At 72.1% G+C, this 26875-nt stretch carries 25 protein-coding genes; 19 read left to right on the forward strand and 6 right to left on the reverse strand.

Translation table 11 applies throughout. From position 1 onward, the window contains the following. Positions 1-110: 110 nt before the first annotated feature. Positions 111-1241, forward strand: a complete 1131-nt coding sequence (locus tag ACFV9T_RS03125; RefSeq protein ID WP_385436340.1) for an alpha/beta hydrolase — start codon at positions 111-113, stop codon at positions 1239-1241. 414 nt (positions 1242-1655) lie between these two features. Here ACFV9T_RS03125 and ACFV9T_RS03130 read toward each other — a convergent pair whose 3' ends face one another. Continuing rightward, a complete protein-coding gene (locus ACFV9T_RS03130; protein WP_385436341.1) occupies positions 1656-2813 on the reverse strand; it encodes a betaine/proline/choline family ABC transporter ATP-binding protein in 1158 nt (385 codons plus the stop codon). A 129-nt stretch (positions 2814-2942) separates the two neighbouring features. On the opposite strand from ACFV9T_RS03130, the gene ACFV9T_RS03135 reads away from it, so the two are divergent. The 4 genes from ACFV9T_RS03135 (at position 2943) to ACFV9T_RS03150 (ending at position 6561) form a co-directional block, all read left to right on the forward strand. Further along, positions 2943-3620, forward strand: coding sequence for an ABC transporter permease (locus ACFV9T_RS03135; protein WP_385436342.1), 678 nt, complete (start codon positions 2943-2945; stop codon positions 3618-3620). Continuing rightward, the gene (locus tag ACFV9T_RS03140) at positions 3620-4363 is read left to right on the forward strand and encodes an ABC transporter permease (protein ID WP_385436343.1); all 744 of its coding nucleotides are present in this window, start codon (positions 3620-3622) and stop codon (positions 4361-4363) included. The genes ACFV9T_RS03135 and ACFV9T_RS03140 overlap by 1 nt, the downstream gene beginning before the upstream one ends. A 69-nt stretch (positions 4364-4432) precedes the next feature. Beyond that, complete coding sequence (locus tag ACFV9T_RS03145) at positions 4433-5389, forward strand: ABC transporter substrate-binding protein (RefSeq protein ID WP_385436344.1); 957 nt, start codon at positions 4433-4435, stop codon at positions 5387-5389. Between the two features lie 74 nt (positions 5390-5463). Further along, positions 5464-6561: a hypothetical protein gene (locus ACFV9T_RS03150; RefSeq protein WP_385436345.1), complete on the forward strand. Its 1098-nt coding sequence runs from the start codon at positions 5464-5466 to the stop codon at positions 6559-6561. A gap of 10 nt (positions 6562-6571) precedes the next feature. Here the strand turns inward: ACFV9T_RS03150 and ACFV9T_RS03155 are convergent, their stop codons facing one another. Together ACFV9T_RS03155 and ACFV9T_RS03160 are read right to left on the reverse strand one after the other, a co-directional pair. Then, on the reverse strand, positions 6572-7714 hold the full coding sequence (locus tag ACFV9T_RS03155; RefSeq protein WP_385436346.1) for an NADH-quinone oxidoreductase subunit D: 1143 nt from the start codon (positions 7712-7714) through the stop codon (positions 6572-6574). Between the two features lie 57 nt (positions 7715-7771). Then, positions 7772-8791 (reverse strand): SAM-dependent methyltransferase, encoded by a 1020-nt coding sequence (locus tag ACFV9T_RS03160; RefSeq protein ID WP_385436347.1) that lies wholly within the window; start codon positions 8789-8791, stop codon positions 7772-7774. A gap of 110 nt (positions 8792-8901) precedes the next feature. Between ACFV9T_RS03160 and ACFV9T_RS03165 the strand changes: the two genes are divergently transcribed. Continuing rightward, on the forward strand, positions 8902-10098 hold the full coding sequence (locus ACFV9T_RS03165) for a histidine kinase (RefSeq protein ID WP_385436348.1): 1197 nt from the start codon (positions 8902-8904) through the stop codon (positions 10096-10098). Between the two features lie 87 nt (positions 10099-10185). Further along, on the forward strand, positions 10186-10872 hold the full coding sequence (locus ACFV9T_RS03170; RefSeq protein ID WP_385436349.1) for a response regulator: 687 nt from the start codon (positions 10186-10188) through the stop codon (positions 10870-10872). A 539-nt stretch (positions 10873-11411) separates the two neighbouring features. Here the strand turns inward: ACFV9T_RS03170 and ACFV9T_RS03175 are convergent. Next, entirely contained in the window at positions 11412-12503 is a 1092-nt protein-coding gene (locus ACFV9T_RS03175) for a DUF5937 family protein (RefSeq protein WP_385436350.1), read from the reverse strand. A gap of 99 nt (positions 12504-12602) precedes the next feature. Here ACFV9T_RS03175 and ACFV9T_RS03180 point away from each other — a divergent pair, with 99 nt between their 5' ends. Continuing rightward, positions 12603-12890, forward strand: coding sequence for a hypothetical protein (locus ACFV9T_RS03180; protein ID WP_385436351.1), 288 nt, complete (start codon positions 12603-12605; stop codon positions 12888-12890). A gap of 60 nt (positions 12891-12950) precedes the next feature. Here ACFV9T_RS03180 and ACFV9T_RS03185 read toward each other — a convergent pair whose 3' ends face one another. Beyond that, entirely contained in the window at positions 12951-14171 is a 1221-nt protein-coding gene (locus tag ACFV9T_RS03185; RefSeq protein WP_385436370.1) for a threonine aldolase family protein, read from the reverse strand. Between the two features lie 211 nt (positions 14172-14382). Here ACFV9T_RS03185 and ACFV9T_RS03190 point away from each other — a divergent pair, with 211 nt between their 5' ends. The 10 genes from ACFV9T_RS03190 to ACFV9T_RS03235 all read left to right on the forward strand — a co-directional run bounded on the left by ACFV9T_RS03190 (position 14383) and on the right by ACFV9T_RS03235 (position 23120). Beyond that, on the forward strand, positions 14383-15318 hold the full coding sequence (locus ACFV9T_RS03190; protein ID WP_385436352.1) for a Rossmann-like and DUF2520 domain-containing protein: 936 nt from the start codon (positions 14383-14385) through the stop codon (positions 15316-15318). Beyond that, positions 15315-16307 carry a pantoate--beta-alanine ligase gene (gene panC, locus ACFV9T_RS03195; RefSeq protein WP_385436353.1) on the forward strand — a complete coding sequence of 331 codons (993 nt, stop codon included), beginning with the start codon at positions 15315-15317 and terminating at the stop codon, positions 16305-16307. Before ACFV9T_RS03190 ends, panC begins: the two co-directional genes overlap by 4 nt. Beyond that, a complete protein-coding gene (locus ACFV9T_RS03200; protein ID WP_385436354.1) occupies positions 16304-18073 on the forward strand; it encodes an L-aspartate oxidase in 1770 nt (589 codons plus the stop codon). Before panC ends, ACFV9T_RS03200 begins: the two co-directional genes overlap by 4 nt. Beyond that, the gene (gene nadC / locus ACFV9T_RS03205; RefSeq protein ID WP_385436355.1) at positions 18070-19122 is read left to right on the forward strand and encodes a carboxylating nicotinate-nucleotide diphosphorylase; all 1053 of its coding nucleotides are present in this window, start codon (positions 18070-18072) and stop codon (positions 19120-19122) included. The genes ACFV9T_RS03200 and nadC overlap by 4 nt, the downstream gene beginning before the upstream one ends. Positions 19123-19215: 93 nt before the next feature. Next, positions 19216-20013, forward strand: a complete 798-nt coding sequence (locus ACFV9T_RS03210; protein ID WP_385436356.1) for a type III pantothenate kinase — start codon at positions 19216-19218, stop codon at positions 20011-20013. Between the two features lie 461 nt (positions 20014-20474). Continuing rightward, a complete protein-coding gene (locus ACFV9T_RS03215; protein ID WP_385436357.1) occupies positions 20475-21278 on the forward strand; it encodes a hypothetical protein in 804 nt (267 codons plus the stop codon). Between the two features lie 34 nt (positions 21279-21312). Further along, positions 21313-21507, forward strand: coding sequence for a hypothetical protein (locus ACFV9T_RS03220; RefSeq protein WP_385436358.1), 195 nt, complete (start codon positions 21313-21315; stop codon positions 21505-21507). Positions 21508-21623: 116 nt separating this feature from the next. Beyond that, positions 21624-22019, forward strand: coding sequence for a BlaI/MecI/CopY family transcriptional regulator (locus tag ACFV9T_RS03225; protein ID WP_009716896.1), 396 nt, complete (start codon positions 21624-21626; stop codon positions 22017-22019). A gap of 22 nt (positions 22020-22041) precedes the next feature. Further along, positions 22042-22563, forward strand: a complete 522-nt coding sequence (locus ACFV9T_RS03230; protein ID WP_385436359.1) for an amino-acid N-acetyltransferase — start codon at positions 22042-22044, stop codon at positions 22561-22563. 221 nt (positions 22564-22784) lie between these two features. Continuing rightward, complete coding sequence (locus tag ACFV9T_RS03235; protein WP_385436360.1) at positions 22785-23120, forward strand: Lsr2 family protein; 336 nt, start codon at positions 22785-22787, stop codon at positions 23118-23120. A 5-nt stretch (positions 23121-23125) separates the two neighbouring features. On the opposite strand, the gene ACFV9T_RS03240 is transcribed toward ACFV9T_RS03235, so the two are convergent. Beyond that, entirely contained in the window at positions 23126-23791 is a 666-nt protein-coding gene (locus tag ACFV9T_RS03240; protein ID WP_385436361.1) for an SCO3374 family protein, read from the reverse strand. Positions 23792-24253: 462 nt separating this feature from the next. On the opposite strand from ACFV9T_RS03240, the gene ACFV9T_RS03245 reads away from it, so the two are divergent. Beyond that, entirely contained in the window at positions 24254-26776 is a 2523-nt protein-coding gene (locus tag ACFV9T_RS03245) for an ATP-dependent Clp protease ATP-binding subunit (protein ID WP_385436362.1), read from the forward strand. The last annotated feature ends 99 nt before the right edge of the window (positions 26777-26875 follow it).

Genomic DNA, 26875 nt, shown 5'->3' on the forward strand with positions numbered 1-26875 from the left:
CGATTTGCGTCTATCTAGATGCAGTTCGAGGCGGCGGGGTTCCGCCCCCGGCTCCCGCCGGGAGGCGTCCCCGCGGTACGGAGGACCGGCCGCCCGGCAGAAAGATAGTGATGGGTCTCACGAGCAACAACGTCGTGATCATGGCTGTCGTCGCGGCGCTGCTGCTGTTCACGGCCACGATATGGCTGTGGCCGCGGCTGGCCGGACGCGGGGTGACCGCCGTGCTCGGCCGGGTCGGCATGCTAGCGGCAACTCAGGTGGCGGTGTTCGCCGCTTTTGGATTGTTCGCCAATCAGTCTTTTGGTTTTTACGGCTCCTGGGCCGACCTGTTCGGGACCGAGGACGAGATGGGGGTGGTGGTGGACCACGACAACCCCGGCACCCGGGTGAAGGTCACCGAGAGCCGCAAGCTCAACGTCTCGGGCGGCTCGTCGCCGGAGACCGGCGGGCGCGTCGACAAGGTGAACTTCCGGGGGCCGGTCTCGCGGATCGCCAGCCCCGGCTACGTCTATCTGCCGCCGGAGTACTTCCAGCCCCGGTACGCCGAACGCTCGTTCCCGGCGGCCCTCGTGCTGACCGGCTACCCGGGCACCACCGAGGCCCTTATCAATGGCCTGAAATACCCCCAGAAGTCCCAGAAGCTGGTCAAAGAGGGGAGAATGCGGCCGACCATCCTGGTCATGATGCGGCCGACCGTGGCGCCGCCACGGGACACGGAGTGCATGGACGTCCCCGGCGGGCCGCAGACCGAGACCTTCTTCACCAAGGACGTGCCGAAGGCCGTCTCCGAGCACTACCGGGTGGGCACCGAGGCCCGTAACTGGGGCGTCGTGGGCAACTCCACCGGCGGCTACTGCGCCCTGAAGATGGCGATGCGCCACCCCGACGCCTTCTCCGCCGCCGCCGGGCTGTCCCCCTTCTACAAGGCCCCCCACGACGCGACCACGGGCGACCTCTTCGGCGGCAGCCGTCAGCTGGAGCGCGAGAACAACCTCATGTGGCGCCTCGACCACCGCCCCGCCCCGCCGGTCTCGCTGCTGGTGAGCAGCAGCGAGCGCGGCGAGAAGAACTACCGGGCGACGATGCGGTTCGTGGAGAAGGTCCGCGAGCTGAACCACCGGGGCGAGCCGACCCGCATCTCGTCGATCATCCTCGGTACCGGGGGCCACAACTTCAACACCTGGAAGCGCGAGGTGTCCCCCACCCTGGAATGGCTGGGCACCCGCCTCCACGCCGACTGACCCTTCCCCAACCCCGCCCCTCCCCTTCCCGAACGGGGCTTCGCCCCGGGCCCCGGTCGTGGGGTGCGCAGCGCACGCGCTCCGCTGACCGGGACCGCGCCGAGTGCGGCCCGCGCTCGGGCGGAGAGGCCCGGGACCGGCCCCGCCCGACGGCGCGCGGGGACGCGCGCCGGGGCTCGGACCGCGCCGAGGCGGCACGTGCCCGCGCGCCTGGCGAGACGTACCGGGGGCGCCCCGACCCCGGCGCTCCGCCGGGCTTGGGGCCGGGGCGGCTGGTGGGGCGGCGCGTGCCTGTGCGTCTGGCGAGGCGCCCGTGGCCCGTACCCCGGCGCCCCGCCCGGGGGCCTGGGGCCCGGGGTTTGCCCCGGTTCGGGAAGGGGCGGGGTGGGGAAGGGCTCGCCGCAGGCGGCTTCGCTACGCGTCGGTGATCGTCTGGAGGTCTACGTCGCCTCGGGCGATGCCGCCCGCGTCGGCGTCGATCGAGCGGCGCAGGGCCTCGTGGAGGCGGGCCGGGGTGAGGACGCCGAGGAAGCGGTCGCCGTCCAGGACGGCGATCCAGCCCGCGTCGTGCTGGAGCATCGTGCTGAACGCCTGCTTGAGCGGTGCCCCCACCGGGAGCCACGCCTCCATCCGGCGGGCGTGGTCCCGGACCGTGCCCTGCGATCCGTCGGCCGCGTCCGCCGGGATCCAGCCGTGCAGATGGTCCGCGTCGTCCAGGACGACGGCCCAGCGGGCGCCGTCCGAGGCCAGCCGGGCGGCCGCCTTGGTGAGCGGGTCGTCGAGGTGGACGACCGGGGGCTGCCAGAGGTCGCCGGGTTCGATGGGGGTCACCGAGAGCCGCTTGAGCCCGCGGTCCGCGCCGACGAAGTCGGCCACGTACGGCGAGGCGGGCGTGCCCAGCACCGCCGCCGGGGTGTCGAACTGTTCGATGCGCCCGGAGCCGTACACCGCGATGCGGTCGCCGAGCCGCACCGCCTCCTCTATGTCGTGCGTCACGAAAAGCACGGTTTTCCGCACCTGTGACTGAAGCCGGAGGAATTCCGTCTGCAGATGTTCGCGGACGACCGGGTCGACGGCCCCGAAGGGTTCGTCCATCAGCAGCACCGGCGGGTCGGCCGCCAGCGCCCGCGCCACCCCGACCCGCTGCCGCTGGCCGCCGGAGAGCTGGTCGGGATAGCGGTCGCCATATACGGAAGGGTCGAGTCCGACCAGATCGAGAAGCTCGGCGGCCCGCTCCCGCCCCTTCTTCCGCTGCCACCCCAGCAGATGCGGCACGGTCGCGGTGTTCTCCAGCACGGTCTTGTGCGGGAAGAGACCGACTTGCTGAATGACATAGCCGATACGGCGCCGCAGCGCGACCGGATCCGTCTCGGCGATGTCCTCGTCCTCCACCAGAATCCGGCCGGAGGTCGGCTCGATGAGCCGGTTGACCATTTTCATCGTGGTGGTCTTGCCGCACCCCGAGGGTCCGACGAGCGTGACCAGCTCACCCTCCGCGACCTCGAAGGACAGATCGTCCACGGCGGTCGTGCCGTCGGCGTAGCGCTTGGTGACATGCTCGAAACGGATCATGGCTCCCCATTGTTGCCGCATTCGTGGCAGACATTGTTGCTGTTGTGTGGCGATCGGACGAGATTGTCATCTCCCGGGGATAGGGTCACCCAGGAATTGGACGACCACGTGCCCGGGGGAGGTGAGCGTATGGCGGACCAGAACTGTCTGATCAGTAACGAATGGATATGCGGCGAGTATGTGCGCACGCGCGGTCAGGAGCTGACGGACGCGACGCTGCAGCATGTCGGGATCACCCTCGCGTCGGTCGCGATCGGCCTCGTGATCGCCTTTCCGCTCGCGCTGCTGGCCCGCCGCAGGCAGAGCGTGGCGGGCCCGGTGCTGGGGCTGACCACGATCCTCTACACGGTGCCGTCGCTCGCGATGTTCTCGCTGCTGCTGCCCGTCTTCGGGGTGTCCCAGGCGGTCGTGGTCACGGGGCTGGTGCTGTATTCGCTCACGATCCTGGTGCGCAACATCATGGCGGGCCTCGCCTCCGTGCCGGAGGACGCCAGGGAGGCCGCGCGCGGCATGGGGTACGGGCCGCTGCGGCTGCTCTTCGGCGTCGAGCTGCCGCTCGCGCTGCCCGCCCTGATGGCCGGGCTGCGCATCACCACGGTCTCTACCGTCTCGCTCACCACGGTCGGCGCGATCATCGGCTACGGAGGGCTCGGCAACCTCATCTACGAGGGCATGCGCGGCTTCTTCAAGGCGCAGGTGCTCACCGCCTCGGTGCTGTGCGTGGCGCTGGCGGTCGTGGCGGACCTGGCTCTGCTCGGCGTCCAGCGGGTGCTGACGCCCTGGGCGCATAAGAGGAGGAGGGCCTGATGGGCGTCATCGGCGAGGCGTGGACCTGGCTGGCCACCGGGTCGCACTGGCAGGGCGCGGACGGGGTGTGGCACCGGCTCGGCCAGCATCTGTTCCTGACGTTCGTCTGCCTGGCGATCTCGTGCGCGGTCGCGCTGCCGGTCGCCGTCCTGCTCGGCCACATCGGCAAGGGCGGCGCGATCGCGATCAACATCTCCAACGCGGGCCGGGCCGTGCCCACCTTCGCCGTGCTGGTGCTGCTGCTCCTCAGCCCGCTGGGCACGCACGGCCAGTGGCCCACGATCATCGCGCTGGTGCTGTTCGCCATCCCGCCGGTGCTCACCAACGCGTACGTCGGGGTGAGCGAGGCGGACCGGGAGGTCGTGGAGGCGGCCCGGGGTATGGGCATGACGGGGGGCCAGCTGATCCGCAGGGTCGAACTGCCCCTCGCGTTCCCGCTCATCATGACGGGCGTACGGACCGCCGCCGTGCAGGTCGTGGCCACCGCGACGCTGGCGGCGCTGCCCGGCGGCGGCGGGCTCGGCCGGATCATCACGGCGGGCTTCCGGATCACCGACACGCCCCAGGTGGTGGCCGGGGCGGTGCTGGTCGCGGCGCTCGCGCTGCTGGTCGAGGGCGTGTTCGTCGCTCTCGGGCTGGCGCTGGACCCGATGCGGCGGAAGACGGGGCGGCGGTCGGCCGCGTTCCGCCGCCCGCCAGCCGACCAGGCGCCCAAGGCGCCCGCGCTGACGTCGTCACACTGACGTCGGCACGCTGATCCGAACCGCGCGTACAGATCTATGGCCGTACATATATCGATGGATGGGGATCCCATGAGGAAGTTCTGGAGAGTGGCGGGGGCGGCGGCGAGCGCCGTGGCGCTGGCGGTCGGCGCGACCGCGTGCGGCGGCGAGAGCCTGGAGAAGTCCGGCGGCGAAGGATCGGGCGAGTCCGGCAAGGGCTCGCTGGTGATCGGGACCGCCTCCTTCGCCGAGTCGAAGATCCTCGCGGAGCTGTACGCGGGGCTGCTGGGGCACGCCGGTTACTCGACCTCCCTCAAGACGGTCGACACCCGCGAACTCTATGAACCGGCCCTGGAGAAGGGTCAGATGGATGTCGTACCGGAGTACGCGGCGACGCTCGCCGAATTCCTCAACCAGAAGAAGAACGGGCCGAATGCCAAGCCCGTGGCCTCGTCCGACGTGGACGACACGGTGAAGGCGCTGAAGAAGCTCGCCGAGCCGCGCGGACTCAAGGTGCTGGACGCGGGCGAGGCGGTCGACCAGAACGCCTTCGCGGTGAGCGGTGAGTTCGCCAAGGAGCATGACCTCAAGACGCTCTCCGATCTGGGGAAGTCCGGGCAGAAGGTCAAGCTGGCGGCGGGCGACGAATGCCCGAAGCGGCCGTTCTGCCAGCCCGGTCTGGAGAAGCGCTACGGCATCGACATCGCGGGCATCGACCCGCTGGACATCGGCAGCGTGCAGGCCAAGCAGGCGGTCAAGGACGGCAAGGACCAGATGCTCCTGACCACCACCACGGACGCCACACTGGACCAGTTCGGACTTGTCCTGCTCGACGACGACAAAAATCTGCAGAATGCCGACAACGTACTTCCCGTGGTGAATGCGAAGTCCGCCGGTTCACCCAAGATCGAAAACGCGCTGAACAAGCTCGGCCGCGTGCTCACCACGGCCGATCTCACCGAACTCAACAAGAAAGTTGACGCCGAGCGGCTCAAGCCCGCCGATGTCGCGGCCGACTACCTCAAGGAGAAGGGTCTCGTGAAGTAGTTTGCCAACGGATTGACAACGGATCTGGCCTGCCGACCCCCCAAACCAGCCGTACGCACGGTAAGTTTCGGCCCATGCCACGTGGACGCCACCGCCAATCCCCACCCCTGCACAGGCTACTTCCCCCTCTGTCGGTCGCAGCCGCGTCAATAACCTGCGCCGCCGGTGCCTGGCTGGTCGGCGATACGGTCGTGATCCGTGGACTCGCCGCGACCGCGGCCGCCGCCGCGGTCGTCGGCTCGGTCCTGACACGCCGTTGGGACCGCGCGGCCGGCCGCCGGGTCGCGGAGGCCGCGAGTGAGACCGCCCGCCAGGAAATGAAGTACGAAGAGCGGATCGCGGAGCTGGAAGCGGACGCCGAGAAGGCGGCCGAGCTGCGCACCGCGCTCAACACCCGGCTGCGCGCCAAGCGGGCCGAACTCGCCCGGCTGCGCAACGAGCACGCCGAGCTGCTGCGCCGTTACGCCACGGCCGAGACCGAGCGCGCGAGCGCCCTGGAGGGGCGCCGCAGGCTCGCGTTGGAGGCCGGGGTCCCCTCGAAGGAGCTGACCGCCGCGGAGCCGTCCGGCGAGGCGGCCGCGGACGCGGAGTCTTCCGGATCCGCCGAGTCCGAGGCGCTTGCCCTGGACGCGTACGCCCGCGCCGACGAGGCGCTCAGCCGCCTGGTCGCCAGCGCGCGGCAGCAACGGGAGCGGGCCGAAGCGGAATCGCGGTCCCTGGCCGTCGAGCGGGAGAAGGCCGAGGCCGAGGCCAAGGGCCAGGAGAAAACGGAAGCGAAGGACAGCAAGGCCGGAAGAGCGGCCGCGGACCCGGACGAGGACGGTGCGACTGTCCCGGGGAAGCGCCCGGCGGCCGACGAGCGTGACGGCCCGGACAGCTCCCCGGTGCCGCCTCCGCACGCTCGTACGGCCGCCTCCGCCGTGGTGCCGTATGCCGCGGCACGCCGGGCCGCCTCCCGTTCGGTGGGCGGCTTCGACTACTTCGGCACCCAGAAGACCCCGCCGGAGCAGCAGGAGCCCGAGCCGGAGGCCGACGAGGACCTCGCCGATGTGATCGGCGCGGAGACCCTCGCCGAGAACCGGAAGGGCGCGGTCGGCGAGGTCATCGACCTGACCGCGCACGAGGAGAACGAGCCCATCGGGATCGAGGAGCTGCGCAGCGCGATCTCGTAGGGCCGCACTTCTACTTGTCGATGTCGCCGACGACGAAGAACAGCGATCCCAGGATCGCCACCATGTCGGCGACGAGCGTGCCCGGCAGAAGCTCCGTGAGCGCCTGGATGTTGTTGAACGAGGCCGAGCGGAGCTTCAGCCGGTACGGCGTCTTCTCGCCCTTGGAGACGAGGTAGTAGCCGTTGAGGCCGAGCGGGTTCTCGGTCCAGGCGTAGGTGTGGCCCTCGGGGGCCTTGAGGACCTTCGGCAGCCGCTGGTTGATCGGCCCCGGCTCCAGCTCGGCCAGCCGGTCCAGGCAGGCGTCGGCGAGCGCCAGCGAGTTGTGCGTCTGCTCCAGCAGGCATTCGAAGCGGGCCAGGCAGTCGCCCTCCTCGCGCACCACGACCTTGAGGGTGTCCCGCAGCTCCCCGTAGGCCAGGTACGGCTCGTCGCGCCGCAAATCGAAGTCGACGCCCGAGGCGCGGGCGATGGGGCCGCTGACCCCGTAGGCGTGCACGGCCTCCGGGGAGAGGGCGCCCACGCCCCGGGTGCGCCCCCGGAAGATCTCGTTGCCGAGCACGAGCCCGTCGTACACGTCCATCCGCGACCGCACCTCGGCCACGGCCGCGCGGGCCCGGCCGAGCCAGCCCACCGGCAGGTCCTCCTTGAGGCCGCCGACCCGGTTGAACATGTAGTGCATCCGGCCGCCGGAGATCTCCTCCATGACGTGCTGGAGGTCCTCGCGCTCCCGGAACGCGTGGAAGATCGGCGTGATGCCGCCCAGCTCCAGGGGGTACGAGCCGAGGAACATCAGATGGTTGAGCACCCGGTTCAGCTCGGCCAGCAGCGTCCGTACCCATACGGCGCGCTCCGGGACCTCCATCCCGAGCATCCGCTCGACGGCGAGGACGACGCCCAGCTCGTTGGAGAAGGCGGACAGCCAGTCGTGGCGGTTGGCGAGCATGATGATCTGGCGGTAGTCGCGCGCCTCGAACAGTTTCTCGGCGCCGCGGTGCATGTACCCGATCACCGGCTCCGCGTGCTGCACGCGTTCCCCGTCGATCACCAGCCGGAGCCGCAGCACGCCGTGGGTGGACGGGTGCTGCGGGCCGATGTTCAGCACCATGTCGGTGCTCTCCGCCGCGCCGCCGATGCCGACTGTCGTCTCCGTCATGGGAACAGTTTGTCTCGACCCCCGCCCCGTCCAGAAACCGGGTCCAGCCCCTGGACCCTAGGGTAGGGCGAGCGCGTCGTACGGCAGGTCCACCGGCTGGGCCAGCCAGCGGAAGCCGCCCAGGCCCGCCGGGTCCAGCAGCTCCGCCGCCTCGCCCGCCGCGCTCAGGGCCCGTACGTAGGCGGCCGGGTCCGTGGAGGCCAGGGCGAGCGGCGGGCGGGCGGCGTCGAGGCCCAGGCGGCGCAGCGCGTCGCGCTGGGGGATCAGGCGGGCGTCCGTCCCGGCGGCGCACGCGTCCAGCGCCACATGCGCCGTGATGTCGCACGATCCGTCCGGGACCGGCCGCACCTCCCGACCGTCCCGGAAGCCGGTCAGCGTGCCGAAGGGCGGCCGGGCGGCGCGCTCATGGGCGTAGTCCACGGCGACCGCGAGCCCGGCGCCCACGCACCGCACGGCCCCGGCCCAGGCCGCGTCGCGCGGGCGGCCGATCTCGGCCCGCAGCCCCGGTTCGGCGCCCGCCAGCGGCCACCACCGGTCCAGCCACGCCGCGTCCTCGCCGGTCACCTCGGCGCCGAGCCGTTCGGCGCCGTCGGCGGCCGCCGAGACCTCGACCCGGCGCGGGACGCCGTCGGGGTCGGTCTCGGCGATGTCGACGGGGACGTTGTCCAGCCACTCATTGGCGAACAGCAGCCCGGTGACCCCCTCCGGCACCGTCTCCCGCCACTCCACCCGCCCGTCGAGCCCGGCGGGCCGCGCCGCCCGCTCGACCGCGTACGGGCGCAGCCGCGCGGCCAGCCCGTGCGGCAGCCCGGCGGCCCCCGCCAGCACCCCGGTCAGCAGCTCGCCGCGGCCCGCGCCCAGGTCCACCAGCGCCAGCTCCGGCGGCCGCCCCAGCGCCTCGTCCACCCGCCGCAGCAGCTCCGTGACCGCCCGCGCGTACAGGGGTGAGGCGTGCACCGACGTACGGAAGTGACCGGCGGGCCCCTCCGTGCGCCGGAAGAAGCCGCCGTCCGGCCCGTACAGCGCCCGTTCGGCCGCTTCCCGCCACCCACACCATTCCCGCTGTTCACTCGCCACGCCCCCACGCTAAAGCGGACCGGTATCCACCTTGGGGAGTAGGGCGGGGAGATACGGATCGCCCCTCGGGCTGACCCGCCCGGGTATCCCCACTGCCTACTCTGGGTGACGTGCAGCGCCTCTACGACTTCCTCCGCAGCCATCCGACAGGGGTGGACGCCTTCTGGGGCGTCATTCTCTTCGGCTGCGGTCTCCTGTGGCTGGTGCAGGCGACCCCGGGCTACGAACCACCGCTCGCGGCCGTGCCGATCACCCTGGCGCTGTGCACGGCCGTCGCGCTGCGCCGCCGGGCCCCCGCGATGATGCTGGGGCTGGTCATCGTGTGCGGCCTCGGCCAGCTCGCGCTGGACGTCAGGATCAACATCGTCGACTTCGCGATGCTGGTGATCGTCTACACGGCCGCGTCCGACGCCGGGCGCCGCACCTCCCGGGCCGCCCTGGCCGCCGCGGTCTGCTCCCCGTCGTTCGCCACCGTCCGCTGGCCCGACGAACACGAGTCGGTGGGGGCGGCCGCCGTCTCGACGGTCTTCGTCACCATCCCCTTCGTCCTGGCCTGGGTGCTCGGCGACTCGATCCGCACCCGCCGCGCCTACTACGAACAGCTGGAGGAGCGCGCCTCCCGGCTGGAGAAGGAGCGCGAGGCGCAGTCGAAGGTCGCGGTCGCCGCCGAGCGCGCCCGGATCGCGCGCGAGCTGCACGATGTCGTCGCGCACAATGTGTCGGTGATGGTCGTTCAGGCGGACGGCGCCGCGTACGTTCTCGACGCGTCCCCGGACCAGGCCCGGCAGGCGCTGGAGACGATCTCCGGCACCGGCCGCCAGGCCCTCGCCGAGATGCGGCGGCTGCTGGGCGTGCTGCGCACCGGGGAGCCGGGGGAGGCCAGCGACTATGTGCCGCAGCCGGACGTGGAGCAGATCGACGAACTGGTCGAGCAGGCGCGCGGCTCCGGGCTCCCGGTGGACTTCAAGGTCGTCGGCAGCCCGCGCCAGCTGCCCAGCGGCGTGGAGCTGACCGCGTACCGCATCGTGCAGGAAGCGCTCACCAACTCCCGCAAGCACGGCGGCCCCGACGTCGGCGCCAGCGTCCGCATCACCTACTTCGACGACGGGCTCGGCCTGCTGGTCGAGGACGACGGCCGGGGCGCCCAGCGCGAGCTGTACGAGGACGGCGGCGCGGACGGCAGCGGCCACGGGCTGATCGGGATGCGCGAGCGCGTCGGCATGGTCGGTGGCACGCTCGACGCGGGCCCGCGCCCGGGCGGCGGTTTCCGCATCAGCGCGCTGCTGCCGCTGAAGGCGTCGGGGTGAGCCGCGGACCCGCGTCCACGCGTACGTACGCGGTGAGCGCCCGTACGGAGCGCGCGCCGAGGGAGCCGAGGGAAGGGACCCGACCGGATGTCGATCCGCGTCATGCTCGTCGATGACCAGGTGCTGCTGCGCACCGGTTTCCGCATGGTGCTCGCCGCCCAGCCCGACATGGAGGTCGTCGCGGAGGCGGGCGACGGCCTTGAGGCGCTGGAGGCGGTGCGCTCGGCCGAGGTGGACGTCGTCCTGATGGACGTCCGCATGCCGAAGCTGGACGGGGTCGAGGCGACCCGGCGCATCTGCGAGGTCGACGGCGCGCCCCGCGTCCTGATCCTGACCACCTTCGACCTGGACGAGTACGCCTTCTCCGCCCTCAAGGCGGGCGCGAGCGGCTTCATGCTCAAGGACGTGCCGCCGGGCGAACTCCTCGCCGCGATCCGCGCGGTCCACAGCGGCGACGCGGTCGTCGCCCCCAGCACCACCCGCCGCCTCCTGAACCGCTTCGCCCCCATGCTCCCGGGCACGGGCGGCGGCCGCTCCGGCGCGCCCTCCCGCCCCGAGCTGGAACGCCTCACCGACCGCGAGCGCGAGGTGATGATGCTCGTAGCCCAGGGCCTCTCGAACGGCGAGATCGCGGGCCGCCTGGTGCTGTCCGAGGCCACGGTGAAGACCCACGTGGGCCGCATCCTCACCAAGCTGGAACTCCGCGACCGGGTGCAGGTGGTGGTCATGGCCTACGAAACAGGCCTGGTCCGAGCAGGCGGCCCACCTCGCTGACCCCGCCCGGCCGGTCCACGCCCCGCAGGCCGGACGCAGACGACGGCGCCGCCCTCGGGCAGGTGCGGCGACGGGGCGCCCATGGGGGCGCTGGGACGCGGCTCTGCGGCCGGGGGCGGTCCACCACCCGCGTGCCGGGCCGTGGCGAGGGGTCAGGCCTGCCCATGGGGGTGCTGGGGCAGAGCCCCGCATCCGGGGTGGGCGGGCCACCGCCCGGGTTCCGGGGCCCGGAGACGAGGCCAGGCCCTGCGTGCCGTGTCGCCCACGGGAGGTGCTGGGGCGGGGCCTCGTGTCTGGGGTGGGCGGGCCACCGTCCGGGTTTCCGGACCCCGGAGACAGGGGCAGGCCTTGCGTGCCGTGCCGTGTCGAGGTGCTGGGGCGGGTGGGCTGCCGCCCGCGCTTCGGCCCTGGCGGCAGGGCTGGGTTGCTGCGACGGCGGCGGCCATGCGGGGTGCTGGGGCGGAGCCCCGCATCCGGGGGGCCGGGGGTTCCCCCGGTTTCGGGAAGGGGCGGGGTGGGGGAAGAGCCCCCGCCGCCACCTACCGGAGGACGCTCTCCAAGAAGTCGCTCCCCAACCGCGCCACCGCCGACAGCTCCAGCTGGTGCAGGACATACCGCCCCCGCCGCCGCGTCTGCAGAAGCCCGGCCTTCTTCAGGACGGCGATGTGCCGGGAGACCTCCGGCGGCGTGATGGCGTACGCCTCGGCCAGCTCACCCGTGGTGTGCGCCCCCCGGGCCAGCGCCCGGCAGATCCGCATCCGCATCGGGTGGGCAAGGGCCTCCAGCCGGTGCTGGACCAGCTCCAGGGCGGCGGGCGGGGCGAGTTCGGGCCCGGCGACCGGGTACTGGATCACCGGGTGCCAGCCCGGCGCGTGCACCAGCAGCAAATGCGGCCAGCCGAACGTCGTCGGGATGAGCGTCAGCCCGCACCCGGCCGCCGTCGTCCGCCCCGCCGCCAGCTTGTCGGCCAGGACACGCGACCGCCCATCCGCGCTCTGCTCCAGCGACAGCGCGGCCGAGGCCGCCCCCAGCGCCTCCGCGAGCCCCTTGCGCTGCAGCAGCTCGCCCTTGTGGCGGGCGTCGGCGGCCAGTTGGACCCGCACCCGCCGCCAGGTGTCCGCGAAGAACGCCTCGTCGCAGTCCTCCAGCAGCCGCCGCAGCCACACCCGCAGCCCGTCCGGATCGACCAGCATGCGGTCCACGAACGCCAGTTGCCGAGGCCCACGGGCCCGCGCCATGTCCCGGACCCGGTCCCGCTCGCCCCGGTCGACCAGCGGCGACGGCGTCGGCCGGTCGTACGAGGCGGAGCAGCTGATCTCGAACGCGGCCGCCACGAACGCCTCGTCGTCGATGCGGTCCAGCGAGTCCAGATCCTCCGCGAGCGTCGACCCGGGCGCGGACGGGAGCAGCAGGTCGGAACGGGCCGTGCCCCACAGGAAGTCCGCCTCGCACAGCCGGTCGGCGAGATCCGGCTTGAGCGAGGCGGCGGTCGCGGTCGCCCAGCCGTGCTGCCCCGGATGGTGGCCGGGCTCGGACAGCACGTGCAGCGCCGCGCCCAGTTCCGCGAGCGGCGACGGACAGAAGACGATGCGCTCGGGCGGCAGCCCGGTGATGTCCACGACATTGGCCATGACCCCTATGGTGCGGTAGCCGCGCCCCGCCCCGACCTCGTTTGACGGCGATCGTCAAACGAGGTGACGGGCGGCGGTGCGCCGTCCGACGCTCCTTTCATGTCCATCACTCAGCAGTACGCACTCGACCTGTACCGGGCGGCCCAGCGCGGTGAGCCCGCCCCGCCCGCCCCCGGCCAGGGCGACTGGCGCGCCCTCCGGGCGCTGCGCGAGTACCGCGACTTCCAGTCCGTGGCCGCCGAACGCCCGGCCCGGCGGCGCCGCGAAGCCCTGCGGCGGGCGCTGCGAGCGGCAACGGCCCGCGCGGCCCAGGCCGTACGCCCCGCCCGGCGCCCGCCCGCCGCCCGCCGAGCCACGGACCCGTCCCCGTGCCAGCCCACCGCCTGACCTGCCCGGCCGACGCGCCGAGCAGCCCGCAGGGCACGTCAGCCGGGCCGGGCTCGGTAGTCAGGTGTTGGCCGTGTCGTCCTCGGCCAGGACCGCCCGCACTCGGGTCAGGAATGCCGTGACCGCCTCCTTCACGTCCTCCGCCGTCCAGTCCAGCGCGGGTGCGGCCACCGTGACCTCGGAGACGGCCAGGCCCGGCGGTCCCTCCTCCCACCAGCGCCGGAACAGCGTCGTCCGGGTTTCCTCGGCCAGCCGTACGCTCGCCTCGTCCAGCACTCGCGCCGGATACGGCAGCCACACCTGGAACTGATGGGTGTGCGGCACCTCCGGCCGCACCCGGAACCAGGCCACCCCGGCTTCCGTGAACGCCTCGCGCATCGCCCGCGCCACGACGGCCGCATGGGCCACATACGACGGCAGCCGGGGCAGTTCGCGGTCCAGACCGGCCAGGGCGGCGAGCGCCGTGGGCCACTGCTGGAACACCTGGCCGCCGTACCGGTGGCGCCAGGCCGTGGCCTCCGCGATCAGCGTCTCCGGGCCCGCGAGCGCGGCCCCCGCGATGCCGTCGAGCGACTTGTAGAAGGACACATACACCGTGTCCGCGAGGGCGGCGATCTCCGGGAGCCCGCGCCCGAAGTGCGTGGTGCACTCCCACAGCCGGGCCCCGTCGAAATGGACCACGGCCTCCCGCTCCCGGGCGGCCTCCACGACGGCGACCAGGTCGTCCCACTCCGGCAGCACATAGCCCGCCTCGCGCAACGGCAGTTCGAGGGCGAGGGTGCCGAACGGCTCCTCCAGGTCGCGGATCTCCGCGGCGGTGGGCAGCCGGGGCGCGCTGGTCGGCCGCACCGCGCGCAGCCCGCTCACCGTCAGATACGCGTCCCGCTCGTGCACTTCCAGATGGGCCAGCGGATGGACGGCCACCACCGGATTGCCGGTGCGCCCGGCCCAGGCGCGCAGGGCGACCTGCTGGGCCATGGTGCCGGTGGGGAAGAAGGCCGCGGCCTCCATGCCGAGCAGGTCGGCGACCCGCCGCTCCAGCTTCTCGACCACCCCGTCCCCGTATATGTCCACCCAGTCGCCGAGGGCACCGTCGAGGCCCGGGGCGGCGGCGGTCAGGTCCGCCAGCCGCTCACCGATCCGCCGCTCCAGCGGGCCCCGGGCGAGCATCCGCTCGGAGCCGTGCCAGGCCGCGAGCCTGCGCTCCCGCGCGGCCTGCTCGGCGGCATCCGCCACATCCGCCACATCCGCAGCATCTGCCGCCTCCGCCGCCTCCGTCATGTCAGCCGCTTTCGTCACATCCACCACTTCCCCCCGCACCGCGATGTCCGCCATGACCCGATGATGACCCACGGCCAGGTCACCCCCGGAGTTATCCACAGGCCGGTTATCCACAGGCCTGGTACACCCCCGGCCCCTCGGGGACACTCGCGTAGCATGGCGGGGAATCGTCCGGTACCCCCTGAGGACTGGAACGGAAGGCCGCAGTCGCGTGAACGCACAACCACTTCCCGAGCCGCAGGACCGCCCGGCCCGGCTCACCGTCGGCGTGGTCGGCGCCGGTCGTGTCGGTCCGGCGCTCGCCGCCTCGCTGCGGCTGGCCGGGCACCGGCCCGTCGCCGCCTCCGGCGTCTCCGACGCCTCCGTGAGCCGGGCCGCCGCCCTGCTGCCCGAGGTCCCGATCGTCCCGCCCGCCGAAGTGCTGGCGCGGGCCGAGCTGGTGCTGCTCACCGTCCCCGACGACGCCCTGCCCGAGTTGGTCCAGGGCCTCGCCGAGACCGGTGCGGTGCGCCCCGGCCAGCTGATGGTGCACACCTCCGGCCGCTACGGCACCGCCGTGCTGGAGCCCGCCCTGCGGGCCGGTGCGCTGCCGCTCGCGCTGCACCCCGTGATGACCTTCACCGGCACCCCGGTCGACGTCCAGCGGCTCGCGGGCTGCTCCTTCGGCGTCACCGCCCCCGAGGAGCTGCGGCTGGCGGCCGAGGCGCTGGTCATCGAGATGGGCGGCGAGCCCGAGTGGGTCGCGGAGGAGTCCCGTCCGCTGTATCACGCGGCCCTCGCCATCGGCGCCAACCACCTGGTCACCCTGGTCGCCCAGTCCATGGAGCTGCTGCGCGCCTCCGGGGTCGAGGCGCCCGACCGGATGCTCGGCCCGCTCCTCGGCGCCGCCCTCGACAACTCGCTGCGCAGCGGCGACGCCGCGCTCACCGGCCCGGTCGCGCGCGGCGACGCGGGCACGGTCGCCGCGCACGTCCAGGAGCTGCGGCGGCACGCGCCGCAGGCCGTCGCCGGATATCTCGCCATGGCCCGTGCCACGGCGGACCGGGCGCTCGCCCACGGGATGCTCAAGCCGGAGCTGGCGGAGAACCTGCTGGGCGTGCTGTCGGACATCTCGGACGCCCGGGGCCGGGGAGGAGCGGGATCGTGAGCCCGAAGCTGTGGACCAAGCCGAGCCCCGGGGAGCCGGATGTGGAGCTGTTCGGGCGTCGCACGGACTTCGACGCGGCGCTGGCGCACTTCGCCGTGCCGGGGCGTACAGCCGTCGTCATGACCATGGGCGCGCTGCACGACGGGCACGCCGCGCTGATCCGCGCCGCGCGCGCCCGGGTCGGCGCCAAGGGCCTCGTCACCGTTACCGTCTTCGTCAACCCGCTGCAGTTCGGCGCGGGCGAGGACCTGGACCGTTATCCGCGCACCCTCGACGCCGACCTGAAGGTCGCGGCCGCCGCCGGGGCCGACATCGTCTTCGCCCCCTCGGCCGAGGAGGTGTACGGCAGCGGCGAGCCGCGGATACGGATGGCCGCCGGGTCCATGGGCGAGGGGTACGAGGGCGCCTCCCGGCCCGGCCACTTCGACGGGATGCTCACCGTCGTCGCCAAGCTGCTCCACCTCACCCGCCCGGACGTCGCCTTCTTCGGCGAGAAGGACGCGCAGCAGCTCGCGCTGGTCCGCCGGATGGTGCGGGACCTGGACTTCCCGGTGGAGATCGTCGGCGTCCCCACCGTCCGGGAGGGCGACGGGCTGGCCCTCTCCAGCCGTAACCGCTACCTCTCGGAGCGGGAGCGGGTCACCGCGCTGGTCCTGCCCAGGGCGCTGTTCGCGGGGCGTGACGCGGGGCTGTCGGCGGCGCGGTCCACCGGAAGCGCCGAGAGCGCCACAGGCGGGGACGGGGACGCGGGCGGCCTCGTCCGGGTCGGCTCGCCCGACGCCGTACGGGACGCCGCGCGCGCCGTGCTCGCGGAGGCGGCCCTCCTCGATCCCCCGCTCGTCCTCGACTACCTCGGCCTGATCGCCCCGGAGGACTTCACCGAGGCCCCCGAGGACCACACCGGCGAGGCGATCCTGGCCGTCGCCGCCAAGGTCGGCTCCACCCGGCTGATCGACAACATCCGGCTGTGGTTCGGAGCGAACCGATGAGCGAACCGCTGAACCGCCCGGCCCTGCGCGCCCCCGCGCCCGGCTGGGCCACCGAGGCCGACGTCGTGGTCGTCGGCTCGGGCGTCGCGGGCCTGACCGTGGCGCTGCGCTGCGCGGCCGCCGGGGCGAAGGTCACCGTCGTCACCAAGGCGCGGCTCGACGACGGCTCCACGCGCTGGGCCCAGGGCGGCATAGCCGCCGCCCTCGGCGAGGGCGACACCCCCGCCCAGCACCTCGACGACACGCTCGTCGCGGGCGCCGGGCTGTGCGACGAGCAGGCCGTGCGGATGCTGGTCACCGAGGGCCCCGACGCCGTGCGGCGGCTCATCGATACCGGCGCCCGCTTCGACGCCGACGACGACACCGGCGAGATCCTGCTGACCCGCGAGGGCGGCCACCACCGCCGCCGCATCGCCCACGCGGGCGGCGACGCGACCGGTGCGGAGATCTCCCGCGCCCTGGTCGGAGCGGTGCGCGAGGCCGGGATCGACACCGTCGAGAACGCCCTGGTGCTCGATCTCCTCAAGGACGCCTCCGGCCGCGCCGCGGGCGTCACCCTGCACGTCATGGGCGAGGGCGCGCGGGACGGCGTGGGCGCGGTCCACGCGCGCGCGGTCGTCCTCGCGACGGGCGGCATGGGCCAGGTCTTCTCCGCCACCACCAACCCCGCCGTCTCCACGGGCGACGGCGTCGCCCTCGCGCTGCGCGCCGGGGCGGAGGTGAGTGACCTGGAGTTCGTCCAGTTCCACCCCACGGTGCTGTGGCTCGGCCCGGAGGCCGAGGGGCAGCAGCCGCTGGTTTCCGAGGCGGTGCGCGGCGAGGGCGCGTATCTGGTGGACGCGGACGGGGCGCGCTTCATGGTGGGCCAGCACGAGCTGGCCGAGCTGGCGCCCCGTGACATCGTCGCCAAGGGCATCATGCGGCGGATGCGCGAGCAGGGCGCCGAGCACATGTACCTGGACGCACGCCACTTCGGCGCCCGGATGTGGGAGCACCGCTTCCCGACGATCCTGGCCGCCTGCCGGTCCCACGGCATCGACCCGGTCACCCAGCCGATCCCGGTGGCCCCCGCCGCGCACTACGCCAGCGGCGGGGTGTGGACGGACCTGCGGGGGCGGACGACGGTGCCGGGGCTGTACGCGTGCGGGGAGACGGCCTGCACGGGCGTGCACGGCGCGAACCGGCTGGCGTCCAACTCGCTGCTGGAGGGCCTGGTCTTCGCCGAGCGCATCGCGGCGGACATCACGGCCGCCGCGGTCGGTACGGCCCCTGCCGCCACCGCCGAGCGGCCCTCCATACCGGCACCCACACCACAGAGCGCGGCTGCCGACGCGTCAGCCCAGGGCGGGGGAGGGGCCCTGCTCGCCCCCGAGGCTCGGTACGCCGTCCAGCGCATCATGACCAGCGGCGCCGGAGTCCTCCGCTCCGCCGAAAGCCTCGCCCGGGCCGCCGGTCAGCTCGACCGCGTCCAGGACGAGGCCGTCGAGACCCTGCAGCGCGACCGCAAGACGGCCGAGCCCGGCGTCGAGACCTGGGAGGCGACGAACCTCCTCCTCGTCGCCCGGGTCCTGGTGGCCGCCGCGCTCCGGCGCGAGGAGACCCGCGGCTGCCACTGGCGGGAGGACCGCCCCGACCGGGACGACGCGGCGTGGCAGCGCCACCTCCTGGTCACCCTCGGCCCCGACGGCTCGCTCGGCGTCCGTACGACGGACTCCGCGGCGTTCCCGTCACCCACCACCCGACCCGAGACGGAGTCCCACCCGTGAGCAGCACCTCCGACGACCGCCAGCAGAGCCCGCCACAGGCCCTTCCGCTGCTCCAGATCGGCCTTCCGGACGGCGGCGGGCAGGGCGGCGGCTGCGGCAGCTCCTGCGGCTGCGGCGGCGCCGACGACGGCGCGTACGGGCTCGACCCGATGGAGTGCGGCCTCGACCCCGATCTGGCCCAGCTGCTGGCCGACGCCGGGCTCGACCCCGTCCAGGTCGAGGACATCGCGCACATGGCGATCGAGGAGGACCTCGACCAGGGCGTGGACGTGACGACCGTCGCCACCGTCCCCGAGGACGCCTTCGCCACCGCCGACTTCACGGCCCGCGAGGCGGGCACCGTGGCCGGGCTGCGGATCGCCGAGGCGATCCTGTCCGTCGTCTGTACGGACGAGTTCGAGGTCGAGCGCCATGTGGAGGACGGCGACCGGGTGGAGCCCGGCCAGCGGCTGCTGAGCGTCCGCACCCGCACCCGCGACCTGCTCACCGGCGAGCGCAGCGCGCTCAACCTGCTGTGCCGTCTGTCCGGCATCGCGACCGCGACCCGGGCCTGGGCGGACGCCCTGGAGGGGACGAAGGCGAAGGTCCGCGACACCCGCAAGACGACGCCGGGGCTGCGCGCCCTGGAGAAGTACGCGGTGCGCTGCGGCGGCGGCGTCAACCACCGCATGTCGCTGTCGGACGCGGCGCTCGTCAAGGACAACCACGTGGTCGCGGCGGGCGGCGTGGCGCAGGCGTTCAGCGCCGTACGGGCCGAGTTCCCGGACCTGCCGATCGAGGTGGAGGTCGACACCCTGGACCAGATCCCGCCGGTCCTGGAGGCGGGCGCGGATCTGATCCTGCTGGACAACTTCACCCCGGAGCGCACCCGCGAGGCGGTCGGAATGGTCGCGGGCCGGGCCGCGCTGGAGTCCTCGGGCCGCCTGACGCTCGCCAACGCCCGTACGTACGCCGAGACCGGCGTCGACTACCTGGCGGTCGGCGCGCTCACCCACTCGTCCCCGATCCTGGACATCGGCCTGGACCTGCGCGACGCCGAGGCGGTGTAGCGCCATGCTGCTGACCATCGGCCCGCCCGTCGCCCCACCCACCGCCCCAGAACTCGCCCTCTGCCGTGAGCCCGACCGGAAGCGGTGTTACCCGTGCTGCTGACCATCGACGTGGGTAACACCCACACCGTGCTGGGCCTCTTCGACGGGGACGAGATCGTCGAGCACTGGCGGATCTCCACCGACGCCCGCCGCACCGCCGACGAACTCGCCGTCCTGCTGCAGGGCCTGATGGGGATGCATCCGCTGCTCGGCGAGGAGTTGGGCGACGGCATCGAGGGCATCTCGATCTGCTCCACCGTCCCCTCCGTCCTGCACGAGCTGCGCGAGGTCACCCGCCGCTACTACGGCGATGTGCCGTCCGTCCTGGTCGAGCCGGGCGTGAAGACCGGCGTGCCGATCCTGATGGACAACCCGAAGGAGGTCGGCGCGGACCGGATCATCAACGCGCTGGCGGCCGTCGAGCTGTACGAGGGCCCGTGCGTGGTCGTCGACTTCGGCACCGCGACCACCTTCGACGCGGTCAGCTCGCGCGGCGAGTACGTGGGCGGGGTGATCGCGCCCGGTATCGAGATCTCGGTCGAGGCGCTGGGCGTGCGGGGTGCGCAGCTGCGCAAGATCGAGCTGGCCCGCCCGCGCAGCGTGATCGGCAAGAACACCGTGGAGGCCATGCAGTCCGGCATCCTGTACGGCTTCGCGGGCCAGGTCGACGGAATCGTCCGGCGCATGGCGCGCGAGCTGTCCCAGGACCCCGAGGACGTGACGGTCATCGCCACCGGCGGTCTCGCGCCGATGGTGCTGGGCGAGGCCTCGGTGATCGACGAACACGAGCCCTGGCTCACCCTCATCGGTCTGCGGCTGGTCTACGAGCGCAACGTCGCGCGCGGCTGATCGGCGCGGATCGGGTTCAGCCGATCGCGTTCATCGGCGCCTGAGCGCGCCCGATCGCGCCTGATCGCTCCGCGAAAACACCGTTCACCTGCGAACTCGGCAGTATTGGCGGCATTACGAAACGAATTCCGCGCACTGTTCATTCGGCACGTCCGGTGAGGCCACTCCACCGACTGCCGAGGCGTAGTCGAGGAATGCCGTCGCGCCGAATTCGTCACCGACAAGCGGAGTGCGCCCGACCGGAACCCGTTCGCTCCGGCGGAGCCGTCTGCCCGGGGCCGGGCGGACGCCGATGCGAAGGCGGTCCCGGACCCGGGCCGCCACCGCCGAATGGCCGCGTCCGCAACGCGCCGCACCGCCCGCCGCTCAGCGAAATTTGTCCGCTTAGCACTTAAAGTCCTCCCATGCCCACGCCCTATGGATCCCGCGGCGGAATGGCGTTCAGTGCGGATGAGCTGCGTGTGCTCCGACGCGCCCTCGCCATCGCCCTCCAACCCGAACCCGTCACTCCCCCCGGCCCCCTCGGCCCGGACCGGGCGGAGGAGGTCCAGGACTGTTTCCGGCTCGCCGAGGCCGTGGACGAGGCGGTCCGCGAGGGCGGGCGGCTGCGAGCGTTCCTGCTCGACGAGCTGACCCGCTACCGCACCGCCCTCCCCGGCGCCGCCGTCGGCTATCTGGAGCAGCTCGAGGGCGCCCTGGCCGCCGGTTACGAGCCGATCCCGGAGGACCTGGCCGCACTGCGCGCGCTGTGCCGGGCCACTGCCTCTGACGGCGAGACCGAGCGCCGCCGCGCGCTGCTGAGCCACTGTGAGCGCCTGGCCGAGCGCTGTGTGCGCGCCCGGCTCGCGACGCGCGCCGTGGCCGTCCCGCCGGGCGCCAGGCCCGTGGAGGCCCGGCTGCGCGCCCTGCCGGGCGGCATCGGCGCCGGAGCTGGAACCGGAACAGGAACCGGAACAGGAGGCGGGTCGGCCGGATCGGCGGGCGGGCCGGTCCTGAAGGACGAGGAGCCGAAGGGGGAGCCGCGCAAGAAGCCCACCCCCGCCCCCGACCGCGGCGACCGCGAGGAGCCGAAGCGGCGCGAGCCGGGCCGTGGCACCGGACGGCCGCAGCGGCCGGTGCCGACGCCCGCCGAGGTCTTCCCGCCCAAGCGCCGCCGCCCCTCCCCGCCGCCGGATCAGGAGTCCCGCCTCGTCCCGGGGGCGCGGCCCGGCATCGGCGGTCCCGGGGTCAGGCCCGGCGCCGGGGCCGACGCGGGCGCCGCGTAATCTGGGGGCATCGAGCATAAGGAGGCCGATAGCCATGGATTACGTCTCCGCGCTGGTGCCGCCCCTGGTGATGGCCGTGGCCTTCACCTTTCTGATCGTGACGATCATCAAGAGCCAGGGTGGCGCCAACAAGGCGAAAGAAGACCACCTGGTGGACGCGGCACTCGCCCGCGCCGAGGCGGACGGCACGGCGTCGGCCGGCACATCACCGGGCCGCGACGCGTCCTGACACCGGCCCCCGCAGCTTCACCGGCACGCCCCGGGATGCACCCGCATCCCGGGGCGTGCGGCCTTTCGCCGCACACATCCCCCAACATTCGGCACATCTCCCACTATTATTCACATGTGCCTCGGCCATTGGGAGAGCTGGAAGACGCGGTCATGACGCGGGTGTGGAAGTGGAACCGCCCGGTCACGGTCCGAGAAGTCCTGGAAGACCTTCAGCGAGAACGCTCGATCGCCTACACGACGGTCATGACCGTAATGGACAACCTCCATCACAAGGGCTGGCTCCGCAGGGAGGTGCAAGGCCGCGCCTATCGATATGCCGCGGTCTCCACCCGGGCCGCCTACTCGGCCGCACTGATGAACGAAGCGTGGTCAACCAGTGACAACCCGGCGGCGGCCCTCGTCGCGTTCTTCGGGATGATGTCCGAAGAGCAGCGAGATGCACTGCGGGATGCCATGCGCGTCGCACAACTCGGTGAGCCCGGGGAGAGCCCCGGTGAGTCGGGGCGATGAGCCGGGGCGATAGCGTCCGGCCATGTCCTCTGCACTATCAAAAGTAGTCACCGTCCGCCGAGCCCGGACCGGCGATGTACGAGCCGTGCGCCGGCTCATCGACTCCTACGTGAGCGATCGCATCCTGCTCGACAAAGCCACGGTGACCCTTTACGAGGACATCCAGGAGTTCTGGGTCGCGGAGCGCGACGAGGACGCTGAGGTCATTGGCTGCGGGGCACTCCACGTCATGTGGGAAGACCTCGCGGAGGTTCGCACTCTCGCGGTGGATCCCACTCACAAGGGGAGTGGTGTAGGCCACCTGGTGCTCGACAAGCTGTTGCAGACGGCGCGCTGGCTCGGTGTGCGGCGCATTTTCTGCCTCACCTTCGAAGTCGACTTCTTCACCAAGCACGGCTTCGTGGAGATCGGCGAGACGCCGGTCGACGGGGATGTCTACAGCGAGCTGCTGCGTTCCTATGACGAGGGCGTCGCCGAGTTCCTCGGTCTCGAACGGGTGAAGCCGAACACCCTTGGCAACAGCCGGATGCTTCTGCAACTGTGATCGCGGGCCCTATGTCCGAATCGCGCCCCTATCACATAGCTCCGGAACAGTGGGTTCCATCAGCCTTCCCGCATGGTCGATCGGTCGAACCTTCCCGGAGGGTTTGTGTTTTTCCGGGAAAAGCGGTTTCCTATTCTCCCGTAGTGTAATTACCTGGGGGGTGAGACATCAGCGGCTAACGCCGCGCCCCCGAGCCCCCCGTTTCCCCTGAAAGGAACCCCATGGCACAGAAGGTTCAGGTCCTTCTTGTCGACGACCTCGACGGCGGCGAGGCGGACGAGACCGTGACGTTCGCGCTGGACGGCAAGAGCTACGAGATCGACCTCAACACGGTGAACGCGGACAAGCTCCGTGACGCCCTGGAGCCGTTCACCAAGGGCGGCCGTCGCACCGGCGGTCGTGCTTCCGGTGGCCGTGGCAAGGCGCGTGCGACGTCGGGCAGCGGCCAGGACACCGCGAAGATTCGCGCCTGGGCGAAGGAGAACGGTTACGAGGTCAATGACCGCGGCCGTGTTCCGGCGACCGTTCGTGAGGCGTACGAGAAGGCCAACGGCTGAACGCGTCACCCTTTCCCGGCTCGCCGCTGTCCGGGCACTGGCCGGGCGCGCAGCAACCGGGCTCGGTGGCACTCCGTGGCCGCCGCACCCACGAGCCGCACGAGATCGGGGGCGCCCCCATCGCCCCCGAAGCCTGTCACCGGCAGCGTCGGCTCCACCCCGCCCTCCGGCTCGGGAGGCCGCAGCCAGACGGCGGCCTCCTGCGGGCACCGTCCGCCGGGCGCCCCGGGTTCCCCGGCCCGCGTACGGACAGGTGGAGGCCAGGAGGCGGAGGGGCACGGAGCGGTGATCCGGCCGCCGGCGCCGAGCGCGGTCAGATCGAGCGGGATTCCGCCCCACTCCAGCCAGTCGAGCAGCCCCGGCAGCTCGTCGGCGCCGCCCGCGGCCACCAGCAGCCGCATCCACGGGCCCTCCGCCGCGACCGGACCGGTCCGCGGTACGCGCCGCAGCAGCGCGAAACCGGCGGCGGCCGGCAGCTCCAGTACGTCGAATGCCACCCCCGTGAGCAGCTCGACGGGATCGCTGCCGGTCGTCGGCCAGCCCAGCTCCCGCTCGTACCACCGCGCGCACCCCGGTGCGCCCTGTTCCGGTGCGCCCGGTTCCAGTGAGCACGGCCCGGGGGCCGGGCGGTCCTGTGAGCGGCCGCACGGTGCCGCGGCGGTGGAGATCATGCCCAGAGAAACTGTCTCCCTCCCCGAAGGTTACGCCCCGTAGGCGTATCGGCGCGCGGCGTGATCGGATGGGGGTGCGCAGGGGTGGTGAGCGGGCGCAAGGTTGTTCGCCCGTAGCGGAGGGAACCGGCCCTCCCGGCATGGAGTGTCCGTCCTTGCGGGTAAGACATCCCTAGTGGGAGGGGCGGTCCGCGTGTCGGGAGAAAGGGGCGTTCGCCATCGGCGTAGTGACGGTGGGCGTATATGCCTGGCCTGCGGGAACATCGTCTCGCACCATCGGGTTGGAGCAGTTGTCGGCTGTTCGGGCAGGAGGGCATCTGCTGTGGGCTCTGTGAGAGTGGGGCCGATCCGGACGGTTGTCGGCAGTTGGAATGAGCTGTCCCGGGTTGCGGGACTAGCATGCGGAAGGACAGGGAGGGGATCGTCCCCGATCTTTCTGACCGCTCTGAGGAGCGATTAACGATGTTCGAGAGGTTCACCGACCGCGCGCGGCGGGTTGTCGTCCTGGCTCAGGAAGAAGCCCGGATGCTCAACCACAACTACATCGGCACCGAACACATTCTCCTGGGCCTGATCCACGAGGGTGAGGGTGTCGCCGCTAAGGCCCTGGAGAGCCTCGGGATTTCGCTCGAGGCGGTCCGCCAGCAGGTGGAGGAGATCATCGGTCAGGGCCAGCAGGCCCCGTCCGGGCACATCCCCTTCACCCCCCGTGCCAAGAAGGTCCTGGAGCTGTCGCTCCGCGAGGCCCTTCAGCTCGGTCACAACTACATCGGTACGGAGCACATCCTGCTCGGCCTGATCCGCGAGGGCGAGGGCGTCGCCGCCCAGGTCCTCGTGAAGCTGGGCGCCGATCTGAACCGGGTGCGGCAGCAGGTCATCCAGCTGCTCTCCGGCTACCAGGGCAAGGAGGCCGCCACCGCCGGCGGTCCGGCCGAGGGCACTCCCTCGACCTCGCTCGTCCTGGACCAGTTCGGCCGCAACCTCACGCAGGCCGCCCGCGAATCCAAGCTCGACCCGGTCATCGGGCGCGAGAAGGAGATCGAGCGGGTCATGCAGGTGCTGTCGCGCCGCACCAAGAACAACCCGGTCCTCATCGGCGAGCCCGGCGTCGGCAAGACGGCGGTCGTCGAGGGACTGGCCCAGGCCATCGTCAAGGGCGAGGTGCCCGAGACCCTCAAGGACAAGCACCTCTACACCCTGGACCTGGGTGCCCTGGTCGCCGGCTCCCGCTACCGCGGTGACTTCGAGGAGCGCCTGAAGAAGGTCCTCAAGGAGATCCGCACCCGCGGCGACATCATCCTGTTCATCGACGAGCTCCACACCCTGGTGGGTGCGGGCGCCGCCGAGGGCGCGATCGATGCCGCGAGCATCCTCAAGCCGATGCTGGCGCGGGGCGAGCTGCAGACCATCGGCGCGACGACGCTCGACGAGTACCGCAAGTACCTGGAGAAGGACGCGGCCCTTGAGCGCCGTTTCCAGCCCATCCAGGTCGCTGAGCCGTCGCTGCCGCACACCATCGAGATCCTCAAGGGCCTGCGGGACCGCTACGAGGCGCACCACCGCGTCTCGATCACGGACTCGGCCCTGGTCGCGGCCGCCACCCTGGCCGACCGCTACATCTCGGACCGCTTCCTGCCGGACAAGGCGATCGACCTGATCGACGAGGCCGGTTCCCGGATGCGGATCCGCCGGATGACCGCGCCGCCGGACCTGCGCGAGTTCGACGAGAAGATCGCCGACGTGCGCCGGGAGAAGGAGTCCGCGATCGATTCGCAGGACTTCGAGATGGCCGCGGGCCTGCGCGACAAGGAGAAGCAGCTCCTGGCCGCGAAGGCGAAGCGGGAGAAGGAGTGGAAGGCCGGCGACATGGATGTCGTCGCCGAGGTCGACGAGGAGCTGATCGCCGAGGTCCTGGCCACGGCCACGGGCATCCCGGTCTTCAAGCTCACCGAGGAGGAGTCCTCCCGGCTGCTGCGCATGGAAGACGAGCTGCACAAGCGCGTCATCGGCCAGAAGGACGCCATCAAGGCGCTCTCCCAGGCCATCCGGCGTACGCGTGCGGGCCTCAAGGACCCGAAGCGCCCCGGCGGCTCGTTCATCTTCGCGGGCCCGTCCGGTGTCGGTAAGACCGAGCTGAGCAAGACTCTCGCCGAATTCCTCTTCGGCGACGAGGACGCGATGATCTCGCTCGACATGTCGGAGTTCAGCGAGAAGCACACCGTCTCGCGGCTCTTCGGCTCCCCGCCCGGATACGTGGGCTACGAGGAGGGCGGCCAGCTCACCGAGAAGGTGCGCCGCAAGCCGTTCTCCGTGGTCCTCTTCGACGAGGTCGAGAAGGCCCACCCGGACATCTTCAACTCGCTGTTGCAGATCCTGGAGGACGGTCGGCTGACCGACTCCCAGGGCCGGGTCGTGGACTTCAAGAACACGGTGATCATCATGACCACCAACCTCGGCACCCGGGACATCTCCAAGGGCTTCAACCTGGGCTTCGCCGCCCAGGGCGATGTGAAGACCGGCTACGAGCGGATGAAGGCCAAGGTCAACGAGGAGCTGAAGCAGCACTTCCGCCCCGAGTTCCTGAACCGTGTCGACGACACCGTGGTCTTCCACCAGCTCACCGAGGAAGACATCATCCAGATCGTCGACCTCATGACCGACAAGGTGGACGAGCGGCTCAAGGACCGCGACATGGGCATCGAGCTCAGCGGTGACGCCAAGAAGCTGCTCGCCAAGCGGGGCTACGACCCCGTGCTGGGCGCCCGGCCGCTGCGCCGGACCATCCAGCGCGAGATCGAGGACGTGCTGTCGGAGAAGATTCTCTTCGGCGAGCTGCGTCCGGGCCACATCGTGGTCGTGGATGTCGAGGGCGAGGGTGAAGAGAAGAAGTTCACCTTCCGCGGCGAGGAGAAGTCGGCGCTGCCGGACACCCCGCCGATCGAGTCCGCCGCCGGCGGAGGCCCGAACCTGAGCAAGGAAGCCTGAGCGTCACCTTGTGAGCGGCTGAGGGGCCGCGGGTCAGTTTAGCACGGGGCAGCGGGCCCGTTTGGAGTCCGGGGGGCGGGCGGGCCGCGGGTGGCCCGC

This window comes from Streptomyces sp. NPDC059850 (assembly GCF_042731515.1).
Classification (GTDB): Bacteria; Actinomycetota; Actinomycetes; order Streptomycetales; family Streptomycetaceae; genus Streptomyces.